The sequence below is a fragment of the Amycolatopsis sp. lyj-84 genome (assembly GCF_046549075.1).
GTDB lineage: Bacteria > Actinomycetota > Actinomycetes > Mycobacteriales > Pseudonocardiaceae > Amycolatopsis.
The window spans coordinates 205,550-226,429 of sequence record NZ_JAJPWO010000003.1 but is presented as its reverse complement, the minus strand read 5'-3'; the positions used below and the strand labels follow the sequence as shown (position 1 = coordinate 226,429).

The following is a 20,880-nucleotide window of genomic DNA, read 5'->3' as shown; positions in this document are numbered from 1 at the left end:
TGTCACGCCTCCGCGTACTGGTTGGCGGCGACCCCGAGGCCGAGGTGCTCGCGCAGGGTGGTGCCGGTGTAGGCCTGCCGGAACACGCCCGCCGCCTGGAGCGCGGGGACGGTCTCGGCGGTGAAGAGCGCCAGGTCGTCGGGAAGGACGGCGGGCCTGATGTGGAAGCCGTCGAGACCGCTCGCGGCGGCGAGGCGGGGCAGTTCGGCGGCCAGGTCGGCCGGGGTGCCGGTGAAGCTGAGCCCGCCGGCCGGGAAGGGGGCGTAGGCCTCCAGCGCGTGACGGCGCCCGATGGCCGCCTGCTCGGTCTCGGCGAGCACGATCGACAGGCCCGCCAGGAGTTTGGCGTCCGGGAAACGCACGCGGGCGTCCCGGACCTCGTCGATCAGGACGACCTCGGCGCCGTGCGCGTACGGCGAGTCGCCGTACACCGCGACGACGGGGTGGCCCTGCGGCGGGCGCGGCGTGATCGAAGGTCCCTTGACGCTGAAGAAGCGGCCCTCGAAGTCGACGTAGTGCAGCTTCTCGCGATCGATGAAGCGGCCTGTCGGCTCGTCGCGGATGATCGCGCCGTCCTCCCAGCTGTCCCAGAGCCGGGCGATGACGTCGACGACCTCGGCGTTCTCCGCTTCGGCGTCCACCTCGGACGGCAGCGTGCGCCTGCCGAAGTGCGTGACCTCGGCTTCGGTGCGCGAAGGCGTCGCGAGGATGCCGGCGCGGCCACGACTCGCGAAATCGAGCGAAGCGACGGCCGTCGAGAGGTGGAACGGCTCGGTGTGCGTGGTGGTGACCGTCGGGACGAGGCCGATTCCGCTGGTCACGGGGGCTATCGCGGCGAAGGTCAATAGCGCGTCGAGCCTGCCTCGGACGACCTCTTCACCGCCTGGTTGGAGCGCGAGAGTGTCGTCGAGGGTGACGAAGTCGAGCGAAGCCGCTTCGGCGAGCTTCGCGTGGGCTAGGTAGTGGGCGGCGGTGAACAAGGCTGCCGGGCGGACGCCGGAAACCCGCCAGGCGGCCGGATGCTGCCCGGCCCCGTCGAGCGCGACCCCGAGGTGCAACTGCTGTGCGGAACCCATGCCCGGGGAACTCCCGCGCCCACCCCTCGATTCCCCCTCCCACGAGGTGGGACACCTCTCCCCGGCCGGGGGGACGGGGTCAGAAGGGACGGCGGGCCATTTCTTCCAGGCGCCGGATGCGTTCGTCCATGGGCGGGTGGGTCGAGAAGAGCTTCGAGAGGCCCTCGCCCGGCTTGAACGGATTCGCGATCATGAGGTGCGACTGCGAGACCAGCTTCGGCTCCGGCACGAGCGGGGCCGCACGGGTCCCCCGGTCGAGTTTCCGCAGCGCCGACGCCAGACCGAGCGGGTCACCGGTGAGCTCCGCGCCCGACGCGTCGGCCTGGTACTCCCGCGACCGGCTCACCCCGAGTTTCACGATGGCGGCCGCGATCGGCCCGATCAGCACCAGGATCAGCGCGACCAGTGGGCTGTCGCCGTCCTCGCGGTCGTTGCCGCCGAAGATGCTCGCGAACATCGCGATGTTGGCGATCACGCTGATCACGCTCGCCAGCGCGCCCGCGACACACGAAATGAGGATGTCGCGGTTGTAGACATGCGACAGCTCGTGCCCGAGCACGGCCCGCAGTTCGCGCTCGTCGAGCAGGTCGAGGATGCCGGTCGTGCAGCACACCGCCGCGTGCCGGGGGCTGCGGCCGGTGGCGAAGGCGTTCGGCGCCTGCGTGGGGCTGATGTAGAGCCTCGGCATCGGCTGACGTGCCGTGGTCGCCAGTTCCCGCACGATCCGGTACATCGCAGGCTGCTCGGCCTCGGAAACCGCCCGGGCGCGCATCGCCCGCAGCGCCAGCTTGTCGGAGTTGAAGTACGCGTAGGCGTTGACCGCCAGCGCCACCACCAGGCCGATGACCAGCGCGCCCCGGCCGAAGAAACCGCTGATCCCGACGATGAGCGCGGACAGCGCGCCGAGCAGGACGACGGTCTTCAGCCCGTTCTGGTGTTTGTGCACGGCGTCCTGCTCCTTTCTTTCTCCGAGGTTGGGGGCAAAGGGAGGTTACCCACCGGAAACAACGCGATCGGGGGACGCGAAGTTCCTTCGCCCGGACGAACCGCGGGTTATCGTCGAGTTCCGGAACGATCATGGGGAGGCGCCTGTGCGAGGACCCGAACTGAGCCGCCGAGCCCTGCTCACGCTGGCCGCGGCCGGCGCTTCCGCGGTCGCCTTCGCTCCGGCGGCCAGAGCCGAGAAAGTCCTCCTCGTCGAGGTCGGGGGCAATCCGGAAGCGGTCGCGGTGAATTCCGTCACCGGCTTCGCCTACCTCTCGGACCCGTCGACAGGCTCGGTCGTCGTCCTCGACTCGCGGAGCGGCACCGTCGGCGCGGTGATCCCGGTCGGCGGCGAGCCCGCCGGCCTGGCCGTGGACACCGTGACCAACCGGATCTTCGTCACGAACCCGCCCGCCGGGACCGTCCTCGTCGTCGACGGGCTGAGCAACGACGTCGTCAGCGTCATCCCGGCCGGCCCCGGCGCGTCCAGGGTCGACGTCGACGAGCAGGCGAATCGCATCTACGCGGTCAGCGACCTCACCGGGACGCTCGCCGTCCTCGACGGCGTCGGCTGCCGCCTGGTGAAACTGGTCCCCGGGCCCACGCCCGGGCTGTCCTCGATCGCGGTGGACGGCGGCCGCAAACTCGCGTACGCCACCAGCACGCGCACGGACTCCCTCGAAATCTTCGACCTCGGCGCGGAGAAGTTCACCGGCGGGATCCCGGTCGGCAAGTCACCGACCGGGGTCACCGTGCACCGCGGGAGCGGAACGGTGTTCGTCGCGAATTCGGCGATCCATCATCTGTCCGTTGTGGACCCGGGTGCGCGCAAGGAGAAAGCGACCGTGCTCCTGCGCTCGGAATCGTCGGCGGTCGCCATCCACCAGGGCACGAACACCGTGTACGCCAACGGAGGCCCCAACGGCGTCGCCCGGATCGACGGCGTGACGAACCTGCTCACCGGTGATCTGTCACTCGGCGTGAACCCCGGCGCGGTCGCGATCGACCAGCGCTCCAAAACGGTGTACGTGACGGATCCCTTGCGCGGCAGGGTTTCCTTGATCAGGGATTTCTGAGTCGGGCCGGCCGAACTCGGCGTCGACGTCATCCCGGTCGCGGAAAAGCTCTGACGGCACTCGCCCGCCCCGCCATCCACGGGCATGATGGCGGGGTGAGCGAGTACGAATTGCGTGGCGGACTGCAACCGGACGTGTCGGCCGTGGCCGCCGTACTGGCACACCACGGTGTCGAAGGCCCGGACGGGACGGTGCCCAGCGAGGCGCTGGTCTTCGCCGTGTCCGGCGGGATCGGCGCGGGCTACATCCTGTGGGACTTCGCGCACGAGTCGATGTCGACCATCGTGTTCGGTTTCCGTGCGCGCTGGCAGTATCCGCACGACTGGCTCAAGTCCACAATGGACCGGCTCGGGCTCGGCGTCGACATCCACACCACCGGCGGCAAACGCGCCGCCGCGAAACGGCTCACCGCCGACCTCGAGGCGGGGCGGCCGGTGATCGTCCTCCCCGACCGTGAGTCGCTCGGCTACTGGCACCTACCGCCGGAGATGTCCGGCGGTGGCGGGCATTTCGTCGTCGCGTACGGCGAGGAGGACGGCCGGGTGCTCGTCGACGACCGGAACCTCGCCCCGCTGACGGTCGACCGGAAGACGTTCGACGCCGCACGCGCCCGGGTCGGCTCGTACAAGAACCTGCTCGCGACGCCGCAGCCCGGCGAGGTCACCGACTGGCAGGCCGCCGTCCGCGGCGGGCTGACGGACTGCGCGCGGAACCTCTCGGCGCCGTCGAAGTCGTTCTCGCTGCCGGCCTGGGGACGCTGGGCGAAGGCGATGACCGACGACCGCGACCCCAAGGGGTGGCCGCGCGCGTTCGGCGAGCGGCGCGGGCTCGTCGGGGCGCTCCTCAACGTCTGGGAGAGCGTCACCCCGGCCGGGGCGGAGGGCGGGCACCTGCGCGGGCTGTTCGCCGACGCGCTCACCGAGGCCTCCGGCCTGCTCGAACTGCCCGAGCTGGCCGAACAGGCGTCGACCTGGCGAGGGATCGGGGAACGCTGGGCCGAGCTGGCCGAGGCCGCCGTTCCGGCGTCGACAGCGGAGTTCGCCTGGGTGCGGGGCCTGGTCAGCGCGGTGTCCGCGGGCGTCCGTGAGGGCGACACGGGACAGGAGGCGGCCGCGGCGGCGGGCGAGGAGATGTGGAAGCTGCGCGCGCACTACAACGACGAGATGCCGTTCACCGACGGCGAGGTCGGCGACCTCTTCGCCGAGCTGGGCACGCTGATCCGGGACATCCACACCGCCGAGACCGCCGCGATCCGCGAGCTTTCCGAAACCCTGATGGAGTGAACCCGGGCAGGCGTCCGTTGCGCCGCGCGGCCGGATCACCACGCGATCGTTGAAGATCCACTTCGTGCACGCACATCCGCTGGGGACGACGACCGAGCGTCCCGCCCCCGAGATCCACCTGTACCGCCACCGCCTGCGTGTCACCGACCTGGACTACCTCGGCCACGTCGGGAACGTGCGGCTGCTGGACTACTTCCAGGAAGCGCAGGTCGCGATGCTCGACCCGCTGCGCGAACGTGTCTTCCAGACGGAAGGACCGTCCTACCTGATCGCGAAGCACAACGTCAGTTACGTGCGGCGGCTGACGTTCCGCGACCATCCGGTCGAGGTGGAGACCGTGGTCGGCCGGATCGGGACCTGCGACGTCGTGGTGAACAGCAGGCTGCGCGACGAGAGGTCCGTCTACGCGCGCTGCCGCACCATCTGGGTCGCGTGCACCCTGCCCGAAGGCGGCATCCGGCGTCTCGACGACGAGGAACGCACCCGGCTGACGCGGTTCAGCGGGACACTCGACGAGATCCCCTCCGCCCGCTGAGCAAGACTTCCGGCGGAATTCTTTTTAACCGTTAATGCTCCATTTCCCGCAACACCGTAAAACGGCTGGGCCGTTCAGCGGCTGATCATCACGCTTTTCGGCCGGTACCTTCGAAAGACCTCTCTCCCCTGCAGAGTCCCCGGAGGTATTTCATGCCACGGCCGAAGTCTGTCCGCTTCCTCGCGCCCTTGGTCGGCGCGCTCCTCCTGACGAGCGGGGTGGCAGTCGCCGCCCCGTCCGGCGAAGATCCGCAGTTCATCCGTCTGGCCAGCAGGACCTTCGATCCGCTCAGCGAGCGGACGGCCGCGAGCCAGGACTGGAAGGGCGCCTACCTGCTCCAGGTCCGCGGCTCACTGACCGACACCCAGCGCGAGCGTTTGCGCTCGCTCGGCGTGCGAATCGGGACCTACATTCCCGATTTCGCCTACGTGGTGCGACTGAAGCCGGAGAACCGCGAATCGGTGGCGAAATTGAATTTCGTCCGCTGGCTCGGCGAATACCGCCCGGACGACAAGGTGGAAATCTCGCTGGCCGGGACGGGCAGCTATCTGGTGACGCTGGTCGAAACCGACGCGCGGGACCAGCGCGCGGTCGCCGAGCGGATCCTGCGGCTCGGCGGCGGCATCGAGGCGATCTCGCAGAGCGGGCAGCACCTCGTCGCGAAGCTCGGCTCCGGCCAGGCCGCCACCGTGGCGCAGGGTGCCGAGGTGCTCGCGGTCGGCGCGATCACCGCGCCCGGGACCGACATGGCGAACGCGCGGGAAAGCAGCGGCGCGAACTACATCGAGAGTGTCGGCGGGTACCGCGGCCAGGGGGTGCGCGGCGAGGTGATGGACGGCGGGCTGCGCGCCACCCACCAGGAGTTCAAGGCACGGCCGACCGTGCTGCACGGCACGAACTCGACCGACACCAGCCACGGCACTTCGACGTACGGTCAGATCTTCGCCTCCGGCGTGAGCGCGCCGCAGCGTGGCCTGCTGCCCGAGGCCCAGGGCATCTTCGCCACCTACAACAAACCGGACCGCTACGCCCACACCAAGGAACTGGTCGACCCCGCGGGCAAGTACCGCGCGGTGTTCCAGAGCAACAGCTGGGGCGGCGGGCTGACGACGGCGTACAACTCGGTTTCGGCCGAGCTCGACCGCATCGTCTTCGACCACGACCTGCTGATCTGCCAGTCGCAGAGCAACGCGGGGACCCAGCAGTCACGGCCGCAGGCCTGGTCGAAGAACGTGCTCTCGGTCGGCGGGCAGTACCACTACAACACGCTGGGCCGCACCGACGACAAGTGGAACGGCGGCGCGAGCGTCGGCCCGGCCGCCGACGGCCGGATCAAGCCGGAACTGTCGAACTACTACGACCGGATCGACACCACGTCGTCCGGCAGCGACACCTCGTACACGACGTCGTTCGGCGGCACGAGCGGCGCGACCCCGATCACCTGCGGGAACGCCGGCCTGCTGTTCCAGATGTGGGCCGACGGCGTGTTCGACGGCGGCCCCGGCAAGGGCCGCGACGTCTTCACGAGCCGCCCGCACGCCGCGACCGCGAAGGCGCTGCTGATCAACGGGGCCGACCAGTTCGCGTTCACCGGCACCTCGCACGACATGACCAGGACGCACCAGGGCTGGGGCACCGCGAACGTGCGCTACCTGCACGAACAGGCCAAGGCGAACGGCTGGAAGCTGCCGGTGCTGGTCAACGAGACGGATCTGCTGGGCACCGGGCAATCCAAGAAGTACACGGTGGCGGTGAACGGGACCAAGCAGTTCAAGGCGACGCTGGCCTACACCGACCCGGCGGGCTCGCCGAGCGCGTCGGTGACCCGGGTCAACGACCTGACGCTGAAGGTCACCGCTCCGAACGGGACCGTGTACTACGGCAACAACGGGCTGAAGGCGGGCAATTTCTCGACCGCGGGCGGGGCGCCGAACACCATCGACACGGTGGAGAACGTGATCCTCGAGAAGCCCGCCGCGGGTACTTGGACGGTGGAGGTCGTGGCGACGCAGGTGAACGCCGACGGTCACCCGGAGACGTCGGCGACCGACGCGGACTACGCGTTGGTGGTTTCTTGACGGTGTGAGGGCCGCCACTGCGGTGGCGTCCGGCGAATGCGTCGTGAAGGCCCCCTTCCCTACCTTGACAGTAGGGAAGGGGGCCTTCACGTACTCGCGCACCGTGTTTCGAGGTGACGGAGAGCGGTCGGTTCAGGTGGGTCGTGAGTGGCATTTCGGCTTAGAACCCGAAGCGCCACTCACGACCCACCAGGCCCACACGTCACCATGATCACCCTCGGTAGCGCTTCGGCCGCGCATTGCCCGCGCCCGGATGGCGGAGACGTCTGCGCCGATGGCCGAGACGGCAGGTTTCGGTTAAGAGACGGAAATGTGAGAGCCCTGAATGGCCTGTAACGAGGCGACCCGAGGTGCCGACGTCTGGGATACGTGACGCGAGCCTAGGAGCCTTTCGATGACCACCTGCCGACTCTGCGGCTCGGCCCATCTCGCCAGCGTCGTCGACCTCGGAGCGACGCCGCCGTGCGAACGATTCCTGACCGCGGAGCAACTCGCGGAACCGGAACCGACCTACCCCCTGCACCTGCAGGTCTGCACCGAATGCTGGCTCGCCCAGATCCCGCCGCTGATCACCCCGGAAGAGACGTTCACCGAATACGCGTACTTCTCGTCGTATTCCGCCTCCTGGGTCGAACACGCCAAGACGTTCGTCGACGGCGCCGTCGAGCGGCTGGGTCTCGACGAGTCCTCGTTCGTCGTCGAGGTCGCCAGCAATGACGGCTACCTCCTCAAACACGTTGTGGCGCAGCAGATCCGCTGTCTGGGCGTGGAACCTTCGGTGAACGTGGGCCAAGCCGCGCGTGACGCCGGGGTGCCGACGAAGACCGCCTTCCTCAGTCCCGAAAGCGGACGTGACGTCCGTGAGGAACACGGTCCCGCCGACCTCGTCGTGGCGAACAACGTTTACGCACACATTCCGGACATCATCGGCTTCACCCACGGGCTCCGCGCCCTGGTGGCCGACGACGGCTGGGTCAGCATCGAGGTCCAGCACCTGCTGACGCTGATCCAGGAGAACCAGTACGACACGATCTACCACGAGCACTTCCAGTACTACACGGTGGAATCCGCGCGCCGGGCGCTTTCGCGCGGCGGATTGTCCGTTGTGGACGTCGAGCTCCTCCCCACCCACGGCGGTTCCATCCGGCTGTGGGCGCGCCCGGACGCCGTCGCGGGCGAGCCGAGCGAGCGGATGACGCAGATCCTCGACGCCGAGAAGGCGGCCGGACTGCACGAAATGTCCGGCTACACCGAATTCTCCGAGCGGGTCACCAAGGTCCGGCTCGATCTGAACAAGTTCCTCACCGACGCGGCGCTCGAAGGCAAGACCGTCGTCGGTTACGGCGCCCCGGGCAAGGGCAACACGCTGCTGAACCACTGCGGCATCCGCCCGGACGTCCTGCGGTACACCGTCGACCGCAATCCGTACAAGCACGGCCGCTTCACCCCCGGTACCCGGATCCCCATCCTCCCGCCGGAGCGCATCGAAGCGGACAAGCCCGACTACGTGCTCGTCCTTCCGTGGAACCTCCGGACGGAACTGACCGCCCAATTGTCCTTTGTGGACGAATGGGGCGGGAAACTGGTCTTCCCCATCCCGCACCTGGAAATCGTCGAGGTGAAGTCGTGAAGGTAGTCCTCTTCTGCGGCGGCTACGGCATGCGGATGCGCAACGGTGACGCGTCCGACGTGCCCAAGCCGATGGCCATGGTCGGCCCCAGACCCCTGATCTGGCACGTGATGCGGTATTACGCGCATTTCGGGCACACCGAGTTCATTCTCTGCCTCGGTTACGGCGCGCACCACATCAAGGAGTTCTTCCTCAATTACCAGGAAACCGTCTCCAACGATTTCGTCCTGCGGAACGGCAAGGCGGAACTGCTCTCGACCGACATCGCGGACTGGTCGATCTCCTTCGTGCAGACCGGCCTCGAATCGGCCATCGGCGAGCGGCTGCGCCGGGTGCGCCCGCATCTCGACGGCGACGAGATGTTCCTCGCCAACTACGCCGACGTCCTCACCGACGCCCCGCTGCCGGAGATGATCGAGCGGTTCAAGAACACCGACGCCGGCGCGTCGATGATGGTCGTGCCGCCGCAGTCGTCGTTCCACTGCGTCGAGATGGGCGAGGACGGCCTGATCGGCGCGCTGACCCCGGTCAGCGAGATGCCGCTGTGGGAGAACGGCGGGTACTTCGTGCTGCGCCAGGAGGTCTTCGACCACATCCCCGAGGGCGGCGACCTGGTGGCCGACGGCTGCGGCGAGCTCGCCAAGCAGGGCAAGCTCCTGGCGTACCCGTACCGCGGGTTCTGGAAGCCGACCGACACCGTCAAGGAACGCGTCCAGCTGGACGACGCCTACGCGCACGGAGACCGCCCCTGGGCACGCTGGGAACGCGAACCCGCGACGGCGGGCACGGCGTGATCGGACTCGGTACCGGCGGGATCGAGCGGATCGTCGCGCTCGGCGCGCATTGTGACGACATCGCCATCGGGGCGGGCGGCACACTGCTGACGCTCTGCGCGGCCAACCCGGGTGTCCGGGTCGACGCGCTCGTCCTGTCCGGCGGCGGCACCGAACGGGAGGCCGAGGAGCGCGCCGCGCTCACGGCCTTCTGCCGGGGTGCCGACGTCGAGGTCACCGTGCTCAAACTGCCCGACGGCCGGTTCCCCTCGCACTGGGAAGAGGCCAAGAACGGGCTGGAGGAGCTGCGCCGCCGTACCGACCCGGACCTCGTCCTCTCCCCGCGCACGGCCGACGCGCATCAGGACCACCGCGGCCTGGCGACGCTGGTGCCGACGGTGTTCCGCACCCATCTCCAGCTGGAGTACGAGATCGCCAAATGGGACGGCGACCTCGGCAAACCCTCCGCTTACGTCCCGCTCTCCCCGGAGCTCGCCGAGGAGAAGGTCCGTCTGCTGCAGGAGCATTACGCCTCTCAACGGCACCGGCCTTGGTACGACCGGGAAGCCTTCCTCGGCCTCGCCCGCATTCGCGGTATCGAATGCGGGCAGCGCTATGCCGAGGCCTTCGACCTCAAAAAACTGACGCTCGACCTCACTTCGAAAGGCTGAAAGCCATGCGTGTGCTGCTGACCGGGCACAAGGGTTACCTGGGCACGGTGATGGCCCCGGTGCTGGCCGCCGAAGGCCACGAGGTGATCGGCCTCGACTCCGGTCTCTACGACACCTGCGTGCTGGGCCCCCAGCCCGAGGACCCCGAGGGCTTCGAGGTCGACCTTCGTGACGTCACGGCCGAGCACGTGGCCGGGGTGGACGCCGTGATCCACCTCGGCGCGCTGTCCAACGACCCGCTCGGTTCGCTGGCGCCGGAGCTGACCTACGACATCAACCACCACGCTTCGGTCAAACTCGCCAAGCTGGCGAAGGACGCCGGGGTCAAGCGGTACCTCTACGCCTCGACGTGCTCGGTCTACGGCGCCTCCGGCGGCGACGGCCTGGTCGACGAGGACGCGCCGCTGCGCCCGGTGACGCCGTACGCCGAGTCGAAGGTGCGGGTCGAGGACGACGTCCAGGAACTCGCCGACGGCGACTTCAGCCCGGTGTACATGCGCAACGCCACCGCGTTCGGCTTCTCGCCGCGGCTGCGCGGCGACATCGTGCTCAACAACCTGACCGCGCACGCCCACCTGTCCGGCGAGGTGCTGGTGCTCTCCGACGGCACGCCGTGGCGTCCGCTGGTGCACGCCAAGGACATCGCGCGGGCGTTCGCGGCGGCCCTGGTCGCGCCCAAGGAAGCCGTCCACGGCAAGGCGTTCAACATCGGCACCGAACGCAACAACGTGACCGTCGCCGAGATCGCCGAGGAGGTCGTCGAGGCCGTTCCCGGCTCGACGCTGCGGATCACCGGCGAGGCGGGCGCGGACCCGCGCTCGTACCGGGTCGACTTCTCCCGGTTCCGCGCGGCGATCCCCGGCTTCGAGTGCGACTGGTCGGTCAAGGACGGCGCGGTCGAACTGATCCAGGCCTACCGGACCCACGGCCTCACCGAGCACGGCTTCCAGCGCCTGTTCACCCGGCTCGCACGGCTGCAGGACCGCACCGCCGCCGGCGAACTCGACGACACCTTGCGACGTCGCTGATGACACACCGGGACCTGGAGACGGGCGCTGACCTCGAGAAGCTGGTCGAGCGCCTGTATCCGCTGTGCCGCAGCATCACCGGCGACGGCGTCCGCCGCACGCTGGAGATCGTCGGCGAGCACATCCCGCTGGAGATCCACGAGGTCCCCACCGGCACCCAGGTGCTCGACTGGACGGTGCCGCAGGAGTGGAACATCCGCGACGCGTACATCAAGGACGCGTCGGGGCGCCGCGTGGTCGACTTCCAGGAGTCGAACCTGCACGTCGTCGGCTACAGCGTCCCGATCTCGCGGAAGATGCCGCTCAGCGAGCTGCGCGAACACCTGCACACGCTGCCGGACCAGCCGTCCCTGGTGCCGTACCGGACCAGCTACTACTCGCCGACGTGGGGTTTCTGCCTGGCACAGGACACCCTCGACGCGATGCCGGACGGCGAGTACGAGGTGCACATCGACTCCACCCTCGCCGACGGGCACCTCACCTACGCCGAACACGTCGTGCCGGGCGAGGTCACCGACGAGGTGATCATCTCCTGCCACACCTGCCATCCCTCGCTGGCGAACGACAACGTCGCCGGGATCGCGATCGCGGCCGCGTTCGCGCAGACGCTCGAAAAGCCGCACCACACCTATCGTTTCCTGTTCATGCCGGGCACGATCGGCGCCATCACCTGGCTCGCGCGCAACAACGAACGCGTCGGCCGGATCAAGGCGGGGCTCGTCCTCGCGTGCGCCGGTGATCCGGGATCGCTGACGTACAAGCGAAGCCGTCGTGGCGACGCCGTGATCGACCGCGTACTCGCGTACGTCCTCGCCGATCGCACGCACAAGATCCTGGACTTCTCGCCGTACGGATACGACGAGCGCCAGTTCTGCTCCCCCGGCTTCAACCTCGGTGTCGGTTCGCTGACGAGGACGCCGTACGCGGGTTACCCCGAGTACCACACCTCGGCCGACAACCTCGATTTCGTTTCCACGGCGGCGATGGAGGAAACCCTCCGGACCCTGCGGGACGTGCACACCGTTCTCGACCGCGACCGCAGCTACGTCAACCTCAGTCCCTACGGCGAGCCGCAACTCGGCAAGCGCGGGCTGTACGACTCGCTCGGCGGACGAAGCGACGCCAAACAAGCCCAGATGGCCATGCTCTGGGTGCTCAACCTCTCGGACGGCGAGCACAGCCTGCTCGACGTCGCCGAGCGGTCCGGGCTGCCGTTCGATTCCGTCGCCGCCGCCGCTCAGGCGCTGCACGACGCCGGATTGCTCAAGGATTAGAGGCCGATGCGATCACTGCTGCGTTCCCAAGCCGTCCGGGCCATGGCCGGACGGCTCAGCTGGGGCCTGGGCGACCAGGCCGTCTCCAGCATCACCAACTTCGTGGTCGGGCTGTTCGTGGCGCGCTCACTCGGCACGTTCGCCTTCGGCATGTTCAGCCTCGCCTGGGTCAGCTACGGCGTGGTGCTCAACCTGTCGCGCGGGCTGACGACGGATCCGCTGATGGTGCGGTTCTCCGGGGTACCCACCGGGACCTGGCGGACGGCGACCGCCAAGGCGACCGGCACGGCGCTCTCCGCGGGTGTCGTCGCCGGTGCGATCAGTGTGGTCGCCGGTCTCGTGGTGGGCGGCCCCATCGGCGGCGCGTTCGTCGCGCTCGGGATCGTCATCCCCACCCTGCTGCTGCAGGACGCCTGGCGGTTCACCTTCTTCGCCGCCGGGCACGGGAAGAAGGCGTTCGTCAACGACGTCGTCTGGGGTATCGCGCTGATCCCGGCGCTGTTCATCGCGCACCGGTGGTTCGACACGGTCATCGCCTTCATCCTGGCGTGGGGGCTTTCCGGGGCGGTCGCCGCCGGGTACGGCTGTCTGCAGGCGGGCGTCCGGCCGGATCCGCGCGGCACGCTCGAATGGCTCAAACGGCACCGCGACCTCGGCGCCCGGTACGTGATCGAGAACGTCAGCAACGCCGGTTCGACCCAGCTGCGGATGTACGGCCTCGGCGCGATCGCCGGGCTGGCGAGCGTCGGCGCGGTGCGCGGCGCCGAACTGCTGCTCGGACCGTTCTTCGCCCTTTTGATGGGACTTTCCCTGGTCACGGTGGCCGAAAGCGCACGGGTGCTCCAACGGGCCCCGCACCGCCTTCGGAACTTCTGCGCCGTTCTCGGTGCCGGCCAGGCGGCCGCGGCCCTGCTCTGGGGTCTCGCCCTGCTTCTGGTACCCGACGACGCCGGCCGGTTCGTGCTCGGTGACGTCTGGGATCCCGCCTCGCAGTTGATCCTCCCGGTGACCATCGGTATCGCCGCGGCAGGGTTCAACACCGGGGCGGCCGCCGGATTGCGTGCGCTCGGCGCTGCGAAAAGGAGCCTTCGCGCCCAGCTGATCAACTCGGCCGGCTACGTCGGTTTCGGGCTCATTGGCGCCTTCTTGGCCGGGGCGTCCGGATCCGCTTGGGGGGTCGCGTTGGCGATCACCAGCGGATCAGCGGTGTGGTGGCTCCAGCTGCACATCGCCCTCAAAGAACACCTGACTTCGGAGAAGGAAGAAATGAGGACGTCATGAGCACCGCTCCTCGGCTGAGCATCGGGCTCCCGGTCTACAACGGCGAGGACTACCTCGCCGAATCGCTGGACGCACTCCTCGGCCAAAGCTACGAGAACTTCGAACTGATCATCTCGGACAACGCGTCCACGGATCGCACCGAAGAGATCAGCCGTGGGTACGCGAAGCTGGATTCCCGCGTGCGCTACGTGCGGCAGCCGGTGAACATCGGCTGCGCGCCCAACCACAACTACTGCGTCGACATCGCCCGCGGTGAGCTGTTCAAGTGGGCCTCCGACGACGACCTCTACGCGCGCGACCTGCTGGAGCGCTGTGTCGAGGCGCTCGACGAGCACCCCGAGTTCGTCCTGTCGCACTCGTGGACGGCGATGATCGACGAGAAGGGCATCGTCACGCAGGCGCTGGAGTACCCGCTCAACACGGTTTCGCCGCACGCCGCGGAACGCTTCCGCAGCACGCTGTTCGCTCCCGGCGGGGACGACGACGGCGCGGTCATCCGCACCGACGTGCTGCGCCGCGTCGCGCCGCTGGACAGCTACCACCACGCGGACCGCACGATCATCTCGGAACTGGCCCTGCACGGCCCGTTCCACCAGGTGCCCGACTGGCTGTACTTCCGCCGCGACCACCCCGGCCGCTCCGAACACGAGCACCCCACCGTGCGCAGGCGTGCCACCAACCTCGACCCGAAGCGGGCCGACAAACTGCGTCACCCGATGATCCGGCTGCTCGGCGAGTACGTCCTGGGTTACGCCAACGCGATCCGCAACGCGCCGATCTCCGGCGCGGAGAAACGCGAATGCTTCCGGTACCTGCGGCAGTGGATGCTGAACCGGGCCGGGAACCCGGCCATGGGCCGGATGCCGGTGCAGGCCGAGGCCGAAACCGGTCCGCGTGAGGTGTCGGTGGTCTCGGTAGTGGCCGGCCAGGAGGGACGACTCCCTTGACCTCGCCCGCGAGAATCGGGCTGTTCGGACTCCTCGGATCCGGGAACCTCGGCAACGACGGTTCCTTCGAGGCGGTTCTCGGGTACTTGCGCGCGGAACATCCAGACGCCGCGCTCAGCGTGATGTGCGGCGGTCCGGAAATCGTCGCGTCGCGCCACGAACTCGAGACGACCGCGTTGAACTGGTATCAGGGTGAGTACCGGACGGCCTCGGGACCGCTGTCCATCGCCATGAAGGGCTTCGGGAAACTCGTCGACGTCTTCCGCACGGCGGCGTGGGCACGCCGCCAGGACGTGGTGATCGTGCCGGGGATGGGCGTCCTCGAATCCACCCTTCCGTTGCGCCCGTGGGGTTTCCCGTACGCCTTGCTGCTGCTTTCGGCGTCCGGCCGTCTGGTCGGCACCAAGGTGGCCTTGGTGAGCGTCGGCGCCAGCGTGAGCACGCACCGGGCCACCCGGTCGATCATCGGCTGGGCCGCGCGGCTGGCGACGTTCCGGTCGTACCGGGACGAGCCGTCACGGGAAGCGATGCGCACGATGGGGGTGGACGTCACGAACGACCGCGTCTACCCGGATCTCGCCTTCGCCCTCCCGGCACCGTCGGAACCGGTGCAGCCCCGCTCCGTCGGGGTCGGCGTGATGGCCTATCGCGGCGGGAACGACGACAGGGCGCGCGCCGACGAGATCTACGAGTCCTATGTGGACAACATGACCCGGTTCGTCGCCAGGCTGGTCGCCGACGGCCGCCCGGTGCGGTTGTTCATCGGCGACCAAGCCGACCGGCAGGTCGTCGACGAGATCATCCGGGAGCTGGATTCCCCGCTGATCGCCGCCGCCGATACGTCCACTTTGGACGATGTGCTGCGGGCGATGTCGGCGGTCGAGACCGTCGTCGCCACCCGCTACCACAACGTCCTGTGCGCGCTGAAGCTGGCGAAACCGACGCTGTCCGTCGGGTACGCCGGCAAGAACGACGTCCTCATGACCGCACTGGGGCTGGGGGACTTCTGCCAGTCCGCCAAGGAGATCGATTTCGACGCGCTGGTGCGCCAGTTCACCGAACTCGAAACCCGGGCGGGCGAACTGACCGGGATCCTGGCGAAACGCGGCGACGAACAGGTACGACTACTGGACGAGCAGTTCGCCGAACTGTCGGCCGCCTTCCTGCCGATGGGAGTCCGATGAAGGTGATCCCGGTGCCCGCCATCGCGGGCGCGTTCCTGTTCGAGCCGACCCCGCACGCCGACGAGCGAGGCTTCTTCAGCCGCACGTTCGACGCCGACGTCGTCCGGTCGGCCGGGATCGACCCGAACGGGTTCCTCCAGGACAGTGTTTCCCGGTCCCGCAAGGGAGTGCTGCGCGGGATGCACCTCCGCTCCGGCGAGGGCGAGGCGAAACTGGTCCGGTGCTCGTGGGGCGCCGTCTTCGACGTCGTCGTCGACCTGAGGCCGGATTCGCCGACCTATCTCGGCAAGGAGACGTTCGACCTGTCCGGGGAGACCCAGATCTCGCTGTACATCCCGGCCGGGTGCGCGCATGGTTTCCAGGCGCTCACCGAGTACGCCGACGTCTCCTACCGGATCGACCGCGCACACGATCCCGCCGAAGACGTCGCGATCGCCTACGACGACCCCGAACTGGCGATCGACTGGCCGCTTCCGGCGGCCTTCGTCTCGGAGCGGGACCGCCGTGCCCTCCCGCTCTCCGCGGTACTACAGAACACGAGGTGAGATAGACGTGTCCCGTCAGCTTCCCGAGTCCATGCGGGCCAACGAGCGTCTCCACGCGATGATCCCCGGAGGCGCGCACACCTACGCCAAGGGCGACGACCAGTACCCGGAGAACCTGGCACCGGTCATCTCCCACGGGCGCGGCGCACATGTCTGGGACGTCGACGGGAACGAGTACATCGAGTACGGCTCGGGGCTGCGCGCGGTCAGCCTCGGGCACGTGCACCCGCGGGTCAGCGAAGCGGCCCACCGGGAGATCGACCGGGGCGCCAACTTCGCCCGTCCGTCCATTGTGGAGGAACGGGCGGCGGCGAAGTTCCTCGAAACCGTTCCCACCGCGGAAATGGTCAAGTTCGCCAAGAACGGCTCGGACGCCACCACGGCCGCGGTCAAGCTCGCCAGGGCAGCCACCGGCAGGCCGCTGGTGGCGATCTGCCGCGACCACGCCTTCTTCTCCATCGACGACTGGTTCATCGGCACCACGGCGATGTCCACGGGCATCCCCGATGAGATCACCGATCTCACCGTGTCGTTCCCCTACGGCGACCTGCCCGCGACGGAACAGATGCTGCGGGAGCACGAAGGCCGGATCGCCTGCCTGATCCTGGAGGCGTCCACCCAGCTCGAACCGCCCGCCGGATACCTCGCCGGCCTGCGGGACCTCGCCGACCGCTACGGCTGCGTCCTGGTCTTCGACGAGATGATCACCGGATTCCGCTGGTCCGAGGCTGGCGCGCAGGGGCTCTACGGCGTCACGCCGGATCTCTCGACGTTCGGCAAGGCGCTCGGCAACGGATTCGCGGTCTCGGCGCTGGCGGGCAAACGCGAACTGATGGAACTCGGCGGCCTTCGCACCGCCGGGGACCGCGTCTTCCTGCTGTCCACCACGCACGGCGCCGAGACGCATTCACTGGCCGCCGCGATCGCGGTCATGGAGACCTACACCGAAGAAGGCATCGCCGCGCGGCTGCACGCGCTCGGCGACCGGCTCGCCGCCGGGGTCCGCGAAGTCGCGGCCTCGGCCGGAGTCGAGGAACACGTCGTCGTGCGCGGCCGGGCGAGCAATCTCGTCTTCGGCACGCTCGACGCGGAAAAGAAACCGTCGCAGGACTACCGAACGTTGTTCCTGCGGCAACTGGTCACGGGCGGGGTCCTCGGACCGTCGTTCGTGGTCAGCAGCGCGTTGTCCGAAGAAGATATCGACCGAACGGTCGAAGTGGTCTCGCAGGCCTGCCTCGTGTATCGCAAAGCTCTCGACGCGGATGACCCGGCGCCGTGGCTGGGTGGCCGTTCGGTCAAGCCGGTGTTTCGGAGAAGGGTATGAGTTCAGGGATCGCATATCGCTCGGCCGGCTCGCGCACGCTTTGCGTCGCGTTGTCGGTATTACTGCTCCAGGTCGCCGTTGAAACCACAGCGGTGGCGACTCCAGAGCCGACTCGAGGGGTGTGCGGCACGACCGTCGGCGTCCCTTCCGCCCCGGAAGGCGCCCAGGTCATCGAACCGGGCACCGACCTGACCGACAGGACCCGGTTCAGCCCGCCGGGGAGCACGTTCTGGCTGGCACCCGGCGAGCACACGCTGAGTTCCGACCAGTTCGGCCAGGTGATGCCCAAGGACGGCAACGTCTACCTCGGCGCGCCCGGCGCCGTGCTCAACGGTCGCGGGCTCAACCGCGCGGCCTTCACCACGTCGGCCAAGGACGTGGTGATCCGCGGGCTGACCATCCGCGGCTTCGTCGCCGAACGGGATCAGGGCGTTGTCAACCACGACTCCGGCGAACGCTGGACCATCGAAGGCAACGTCATCGAGAACAACGAAGGCGCCGGGATGATGACCGGCACCGGCCAGCGGGTGATCGGGAACTGCCTGCGGAACAACGGTCAGTACGGCATCAACGCCTACCGGTTCGGTGGCGGGCTGGCCGATCTGGTGATCGAAGGCAACGAGATCTCCGGGAACAACACCGGCGACTGGGAAACGAAGGTCCCTGGCTGCGGTTGCAGCGGCGGTGCGAAGTTCTGGGCCGTGAACGGCGCCGACATCGTCGGCAACTGGGTCCACGGCAACCACGGTGTCGGGCTCTGGGCCGACACGAACAACAACGATTTCCTCATCGAGGACAATCTGATCGAGGACAACGCGTCCGAAGGACTGTTCTACGAGATCTCCTACAACCTGGAGCTGATCGGGAACACTTTCCGGCGCAACGCGCTGGTACAGGGCCGCACCCGGGCCGCCAAGGGCGACAACTTCCCGGTCGCCGCGGTGTACCTGAGCGAGTCCGGTGGTGAGCCGAGGCTGCCCGCCCGGACCAGCCGGATCGACATCCGGGGCAACATGTTCTCCGACAACTGGTCGGGGATCACGCTGTGGGAGAACGCGGACCGGTTCTGCAACAGTCCGGCCAACACCTCCACGCTCTCCTGTACGGCGCTGGTCTCACCGACGCCCACCTGCTCGGATCCGGGCATCGCGACCGAGCCGCTGTACGGCGACTGCCGGTGGAAGACCCAGCGCGTTTCGGTGCACGAGAACACGTTCGAGTTCGATTCGACGATGGAGGGCTGTCTCGGCCTCTGCGGGCGGATGGCGGTGCTCTCGAACTACGGGACCTTCCCGGCCTGGTCGCCGTACCGGGGTGCCGTGGTCTCGGAGGCGATCACCTTCCGGCAGGACAACCGGTGGTACGACAACCAGTACTACGGGCCTTGGACGTTCGTCGCCCACGACACGTCGCGGCGGCTGACCGCGGAACAATGGAAGGCGGCGCCCTATCTGCAGGACACCTGCAGCGGGTTCGGAGAGTCGATGACCTGCTGAAGGTTCACCTGTAAGTGTCCATCTGAGACGGTCCGAAGTGGCCTACCGTTTCGGGTATGCCCGCGTTCCTGGTCATCTTGATGCTGCTCGCGACAGGGGTCGTCACGGCCTTACCGGCCGAGGCTTCCCCTGTCGCGGTCTGCGACGCGGGACCGGTGAGCCCGTCGAAACCCGACGGCGCCGTGGTCGTCGAACCCGGGACCGACCTTTCCGTGAAGACGCGCGAACTCCCGGCCGGCACGACGTTCTGGCTGGCCGGGGGCAAGCACACGCTCGGCGCGGACGAGTTCGGGCAGATCATCCCGAAGGACGGCAACGCCTATCTCGGCGCGCCCGGCGCGGTCTTGGACGGTGGCGGCGTCAACCGCTACGCGTTCACCCAGCAGGCGCGCGACGTCGTCATCCGCGGCCTCACGATCCGCGGTTTCGCGGCACCGCGGGATCAGGGTGTGGTCAACCACGACTCCGGCGAACACTGGACCATCGAGGGCAACACCATCGAAGCCAACCGCGGCGCCGCGATGATGGCGGGACCGCGTCAGCAGATCCGGCGGAACTGCCTGCGGAACAACGGGCAGTACGGCATCAACGCCTACCGGGCGGGCGACGGGATCACCGGGCTGCTCGTCGAGGGCAACGAGATCACCGGGAACAACACCGACGACTGGGAGAAGCAGGTTCCCGGTTGCGGTTGCAGCGGTGGCGCCAAGTTCTGGGCCGTCGACGGCGCCGACGTCCGCGGCAACTGGGTCCACCACAACCACGGCGCCGGCCTGTGGGCGGACACGAACAACAACGACTTCCTCATCGAGGACAACCTGATCGAGGCCAACGAGGCGGAGGCGTTGTTCTACGAGATCTCCTACAACCTCGTGGTCCGCGGGAACACCTTTCGCCGGAACACCCTCGTCCAGGGCCGCGCGTTCGCCGCGCGGGGCGACGACTTCCCGGTCGGGACGATTTATCTTTCCGAGGCCGGCGGGGAACCCCGTATTCGTGCGCGAACTTCCTCGGTGGAGATCGTCGACAACGTCTTCGAGGACAACTGGGCCGGAATCACCCTGTGGGAGAACGCGGACCGCTTCTGCAACAGCCCGGCGAACACCTCGTCCGGCTCCTGCACCCGGCTGGTCCCCTCGGTTTCGACCTGTTCGGCGCCCGGAATCGCGTCACGGCCGCTGTACGACGACTGCCGCTGGAAGACCCAGCGGGTTTCCATTCACGGCAACAAGTTCTCTCACGGTCCTGATTGCTCAGGTCTGTGCGGGCGGATGGCGATGCTCGCGAATTTCGGGACCTTTCCGGAGTGGTCGCCTTATCGGGGCGATGTCGTTTCGGACGCGATGACCTTCCGGCAGGAGAACCGGTGGTACGACAACGCTTATACGGGGGCTTGGCGGTTTGTCGTTCATGACACTTCGCGGACGGTGGGGGCTTCGGCTTGGCAGGGGGCTCCTTACTCGCAGGACGCCTGTAGTTCTTTTGGGGATGGTGGCTGCTGAGCGGCTCGGCTTCGAGTGGGGAAGATTTGAGACGTTGAACGTCTCAAATCTTCCCCACTCGCCCGAATTTTGGCGCGACAGGTCCGTTCATGCTCCTCGCAGCCCATTCTTGTCGGTGGTGGGGCGCATGGTGATCCGGTGCTACGAGGAACCTGGACGAGCAGTCCACTTCTGACCGACGGTCCGCTGGTCG

At 68.2% G+C, this 20,880-nt stretch carries 18 protein-coding genes; 16 read left to right on the top strand and 2 right to left on the bottom strand.

Going from position 1 to position 20,880, the window contains the following annotated elements; all coding sequences use genetic code 11:
* Window positions 1-2 precede the first annotated feature (2 nt).
* Together ACLJRM_RS11150 and htpX are read right to left on the bottom strand one after the other, a co-directional pair.
* Window positions 3-1,076 carry an LLM class flavin-dependent oxidoreductase gene (locus ACLJRM_RS11150; RefSeq protein WP_410662970.1) on the bottom strand — a complete coding sequence of 358 codons (1,074 nt, stop codon included), beginning with the start codon at window positions 1,074-1,076 and terminating at the stop codon, window positions 3-5.
* A 79-nt stretch (window positions 1,077-1,155) separates the two neighbouring features.
* Window positions 1,156-2,022 carry a zinc metalloprotease HtpX gene (gene htpX / locus ACLJRM_RS11145; RefSeq protein ID WP_101612107.1) on the bottom strand — a complete coding sequence of 289 codons (867 nt, stop codon included), beginning with the start codon at window positions 2,020-2,022 and terminating at the stop codon, window positions 1,156-1,158.
* 145 nt (window positions 2,023-2,167) lie between these two features.
* Between htpX and ACLJRM_RS11140 the strand changes: the two genes are divergently transcribed.
* From ACLJRM_RS11140 to ACLJRM_RS11065, 16 genes are all read left to right on the top strand, one after another.
* The gene (locus ACLJRM_RS11140) at window positions 2,168-3,136 is read left to right on the top strand and encodes a YncE family protein (protein ID WP_410662969.1); all 969 of its coding nucleotides are present in this window, start codon (window positions 2,168-2,170) and stop codon (window positions 3,134-3,136) included.
* Window positions 3,137-3,231: 95 nt separating this feature from the next.
* Window positions 3,232-4,419 carry a BtrH N-terminal domain-containing protein gene (locus ACLJRM_RS11135; RefSeq protein ID WP_410662968.1) on the top strand — a complete coding sequence of 396 codons (1,188 nt, stop codon included), beginning with the start codon at window positions 3,232-3,234 and terminating at the stop codon, window positions 4,417-4,419.
* Between the two features lie 64 nt (window positions 4,420-4,483).
* The gene (locus ACLJRM_RS11130; protein WP_233223084.1) at window positions 4,484-4,954 is read left to right on the top strand and encodes an acyl-CoA thioesterase; all 471 of its coding nucleotides are present in this window, start codon (window positions 4,484-4,486) and stop codon (window positions 4,952-4,954) included.
* 152 nt (window positions 4,955-5,106) lie between these two features.
* Window positions 5,107-7,032 (top strand): S8 family serine peptidase, encoded by a 1,926-nt coding sequence (locus ACLJRM_RS11125; RefSeq protein ID WP_101612103.1) that lies wholly within the window; start codon window positions 5,107-5,109, stop codon window positions 7,030-7,032.
* 394 nt (window positions 7,033-7,426) lie between these two features.
* Window positions 7,427-8,662: a class I SAM-dependent methyltransferase gene (locus ACLJRM_RS11120; RefSeq protein ID WP_101612102.1), complete on the top strand. Its 1,236-nt coding sequence runs from the start codon at window positions 7,427-7,429 to the stop codon at window positions 8,660-8,662.
* Window positions 8,659-9,456, top strand: a complete 798-nt coding sequence (locus ACLJRM_RS11115) for a glucose-1-phosphate cytidylyltransferase (RefSeq protein WP_101612101.1) — start codon at window positions 8,659-8,661, stop codon at window positions 9,454-9,456. Before ACLJRM_RS11120 ends, ACLJRM_RS11115 begins: the two co-directional genes overlap by 4 nt.
* The gene (locus tag ACLJRM_RS11110; protein ID WP_101612100.1) at window positions 9,453-10,106 is read left to right on the top strand and encodes a PIG-L deacetylase family protein; all 654 of its coding nucleotides are present in this window, start codon (window positions 9,453-9,455) and stop codon (window positions 10,104-10,106) included. Before ACLJRM_RS11115 ends, ACLJRM_RS11110 begins: the two co-directional genes overlap by 4 nt.
* 5 nt (window positions 10,107-10,111) lie before the next feature.
* Complete coding sequence (locus ACLJRM_RS11105) at window positions 10,112-11,134, top strand: NAD-dependent epimerase/dehydratase family protein (RefSeq protein WP_101612099.1); 1,023 nt, start codon at window positions 10,112-10,114, stop codon at window positions 11,132-11,134.
* Entirely contained in the window at window positions 11,134-12,408 is a 1,275-nt protein-coding gene (locus ACLJRM_RS11100; RefSeq protein ID WP_101612098.1) for a DUF4910 domain-containing protein, read from the top strand. The genes ACLJRM_RS11105 and ACLJRM_RS11100 overlap by 1 nt, the downstream gene beginning before the upstream one ends.
* 6 nt (window positions 12,409-12,414) lie before the next feature.
* Window positions 12,415-13,689 (top strand): hypothetical protein, encoded by a 1,275-nt coding sequence (locus tag ACLJRM_RS11095; protein ID WP_101612097.1) that lies wholly within the window; start codon window positions 12,415-12,417, stop codon window positions 13,687-13,689.
* A complete protein-coding gene (locus tag ACLJRM_RS11090; RefSeq protein WP_101612096.1) occupies window positions 13,686-14,636 on the top strand; it encodes a glycosyltransferase family 2 protein in 951 nt (316 codons plus the stop codon). The genes ACLJRM_RS11095 and ACLJRM_RS11090 overlap by 4 nt, the downstream gene beginning before the upstream one ends.
* On the top strand, window positions 14,633-15,820 hold the full coding sequence (locus tag ACLJRM_RS11085; protein WP_101612095.1) for a polysaccharide pyruvyl transferase family protein: 1,188 nt from the start codon (window positions 14,633-14,635) through the stop codon (window positions 15,818-15,820). Before ACLJRM_RS11090 ends, ACLJRM_RS11085 begins: the two co-directional genes overlap by 4 nt.
* Window positions 15,817-16,365, top strand: a complete 549-nt coding sequence (gene rfbC, locus ACLJRM_RS11080) for a dTDP-4-dehydrorhamnose 3,5-epimerase (RefSeq protein ID WP_410662967.1) — start codon at window positions 15,817-15,819, stop codon at window positions 16,363-16,365. Before ACLJRM_RS11085 ends, rfbC begins: the two co-directional genes overlap by 4 nt.
* A 7-nt stretch (window positions 16,366-16,372) precedes the next feature.
* Window positions 16,373-17,689 carry a glutamate-1-semialdehyde 2,1-aminomutase gene (locus ACLJRM_RS11075; RefSeq protein ID WP_410662966.1) on the top strand — a complete coding sequence of 439 codons (1,317 nt, stop codon included), beginning with the start codon at window positions 16,373-16,375 and terminating at the stop codon, window positions 17,687-17,689.
* Window positions 17,690-17,808: 119 nt separating this feature from the next.
* Window positions 17,809-19,185: a right-handed parallel beta-helix repeat-containing protein gene (locus ACLJRM_RS11070; protein ID WP_101612092.1), complete on the top strand. Its 1,377-nt coding sequence runs from the start codon at window positions 17,809-17,811 to the stop codon at window positions 19,183-19,185.
* A gap of 56 nt (window positions 19,186-19,241) precedes the next feature.
* Entirely contained in the window at window positions 19,242-20,687 is a 1,446-nt protein-coding gene (locus tag ACLJRM_RS11065; protein ID WP_410662965.1) for a right-handed parallel beta-helix repeat-containing protein, read from the top strand.
* Window positions 20,688-20,880: the final 193 nt, after the last annotated feature.

Bases quoted from the DNA above. Each gene is read 5' to 3' on its own strand.
- ACLJRM_RS11150 (WP_410662970.1), bottom strand. From the start codon at position 1,076: ATGGGTTCCGCACAGCAGTTGCACCTCGGGGTCGCGCTCGACGGGGCC.
- ACLJRM_RS11125 (WP_101612103.1), top strand. From the start codon at position 5,107: ATGCCACGGCCGAAGTCTGTCCGCTTCCTCGCGCCCTTGGTCGGCGCG.
- ACLJRM_RS11120 (WP_101612102.1), top strand. From the start codon at position 7,427: ATGACCACCTGCCGACTCTGCGGCTCGGCCCATCTCGCCAGCGTCGTC.
- ACLJRM_RS11105 (WP_101612099.1), top strand. From the start codon at position 10,112: ATGCGTGTGCTGCTGACCGGGCACAAGGGTTACCTGGGCACGGTGATG.
- ACLJRM_RS11100 (WP_101612098.1), top strand. From the start codon at position 11,134: ATGACACACCGGGACCTGGAGACGGGCGCTGACCTCGAGAAGCTGGTC.
- ACLJRM_RS11095 (WP_101612097.1), top strand. From the start codon at position 12,415: ATGCGATCACTGCTGCGTTCCCAAGCCGTCCGGGCCATGGCCGGACGG.
- ACLJRM_RS11090 (WP_101612096.1), top strand. From the start codon at position 13,686: ATGAGCACCGCTCCTCGGCTGAGCATCGGGCTCCCGGTCTACAACGGC.
- rfbC (WP_410662967.1), top strand. From the start codon at position 15,817: ATGAAGGTGATCCCGGTGCCCGCCATCGCGGGCGCGTTCCTGTTCGAG.
- ACLJRM_RS11065 (WP_410662965.1), top strand. From the start codon at position 19,242: ATGCCCGCGTTCCTGGTCATCTTGATGCTGCTCGCGACAGGGGTCGTC.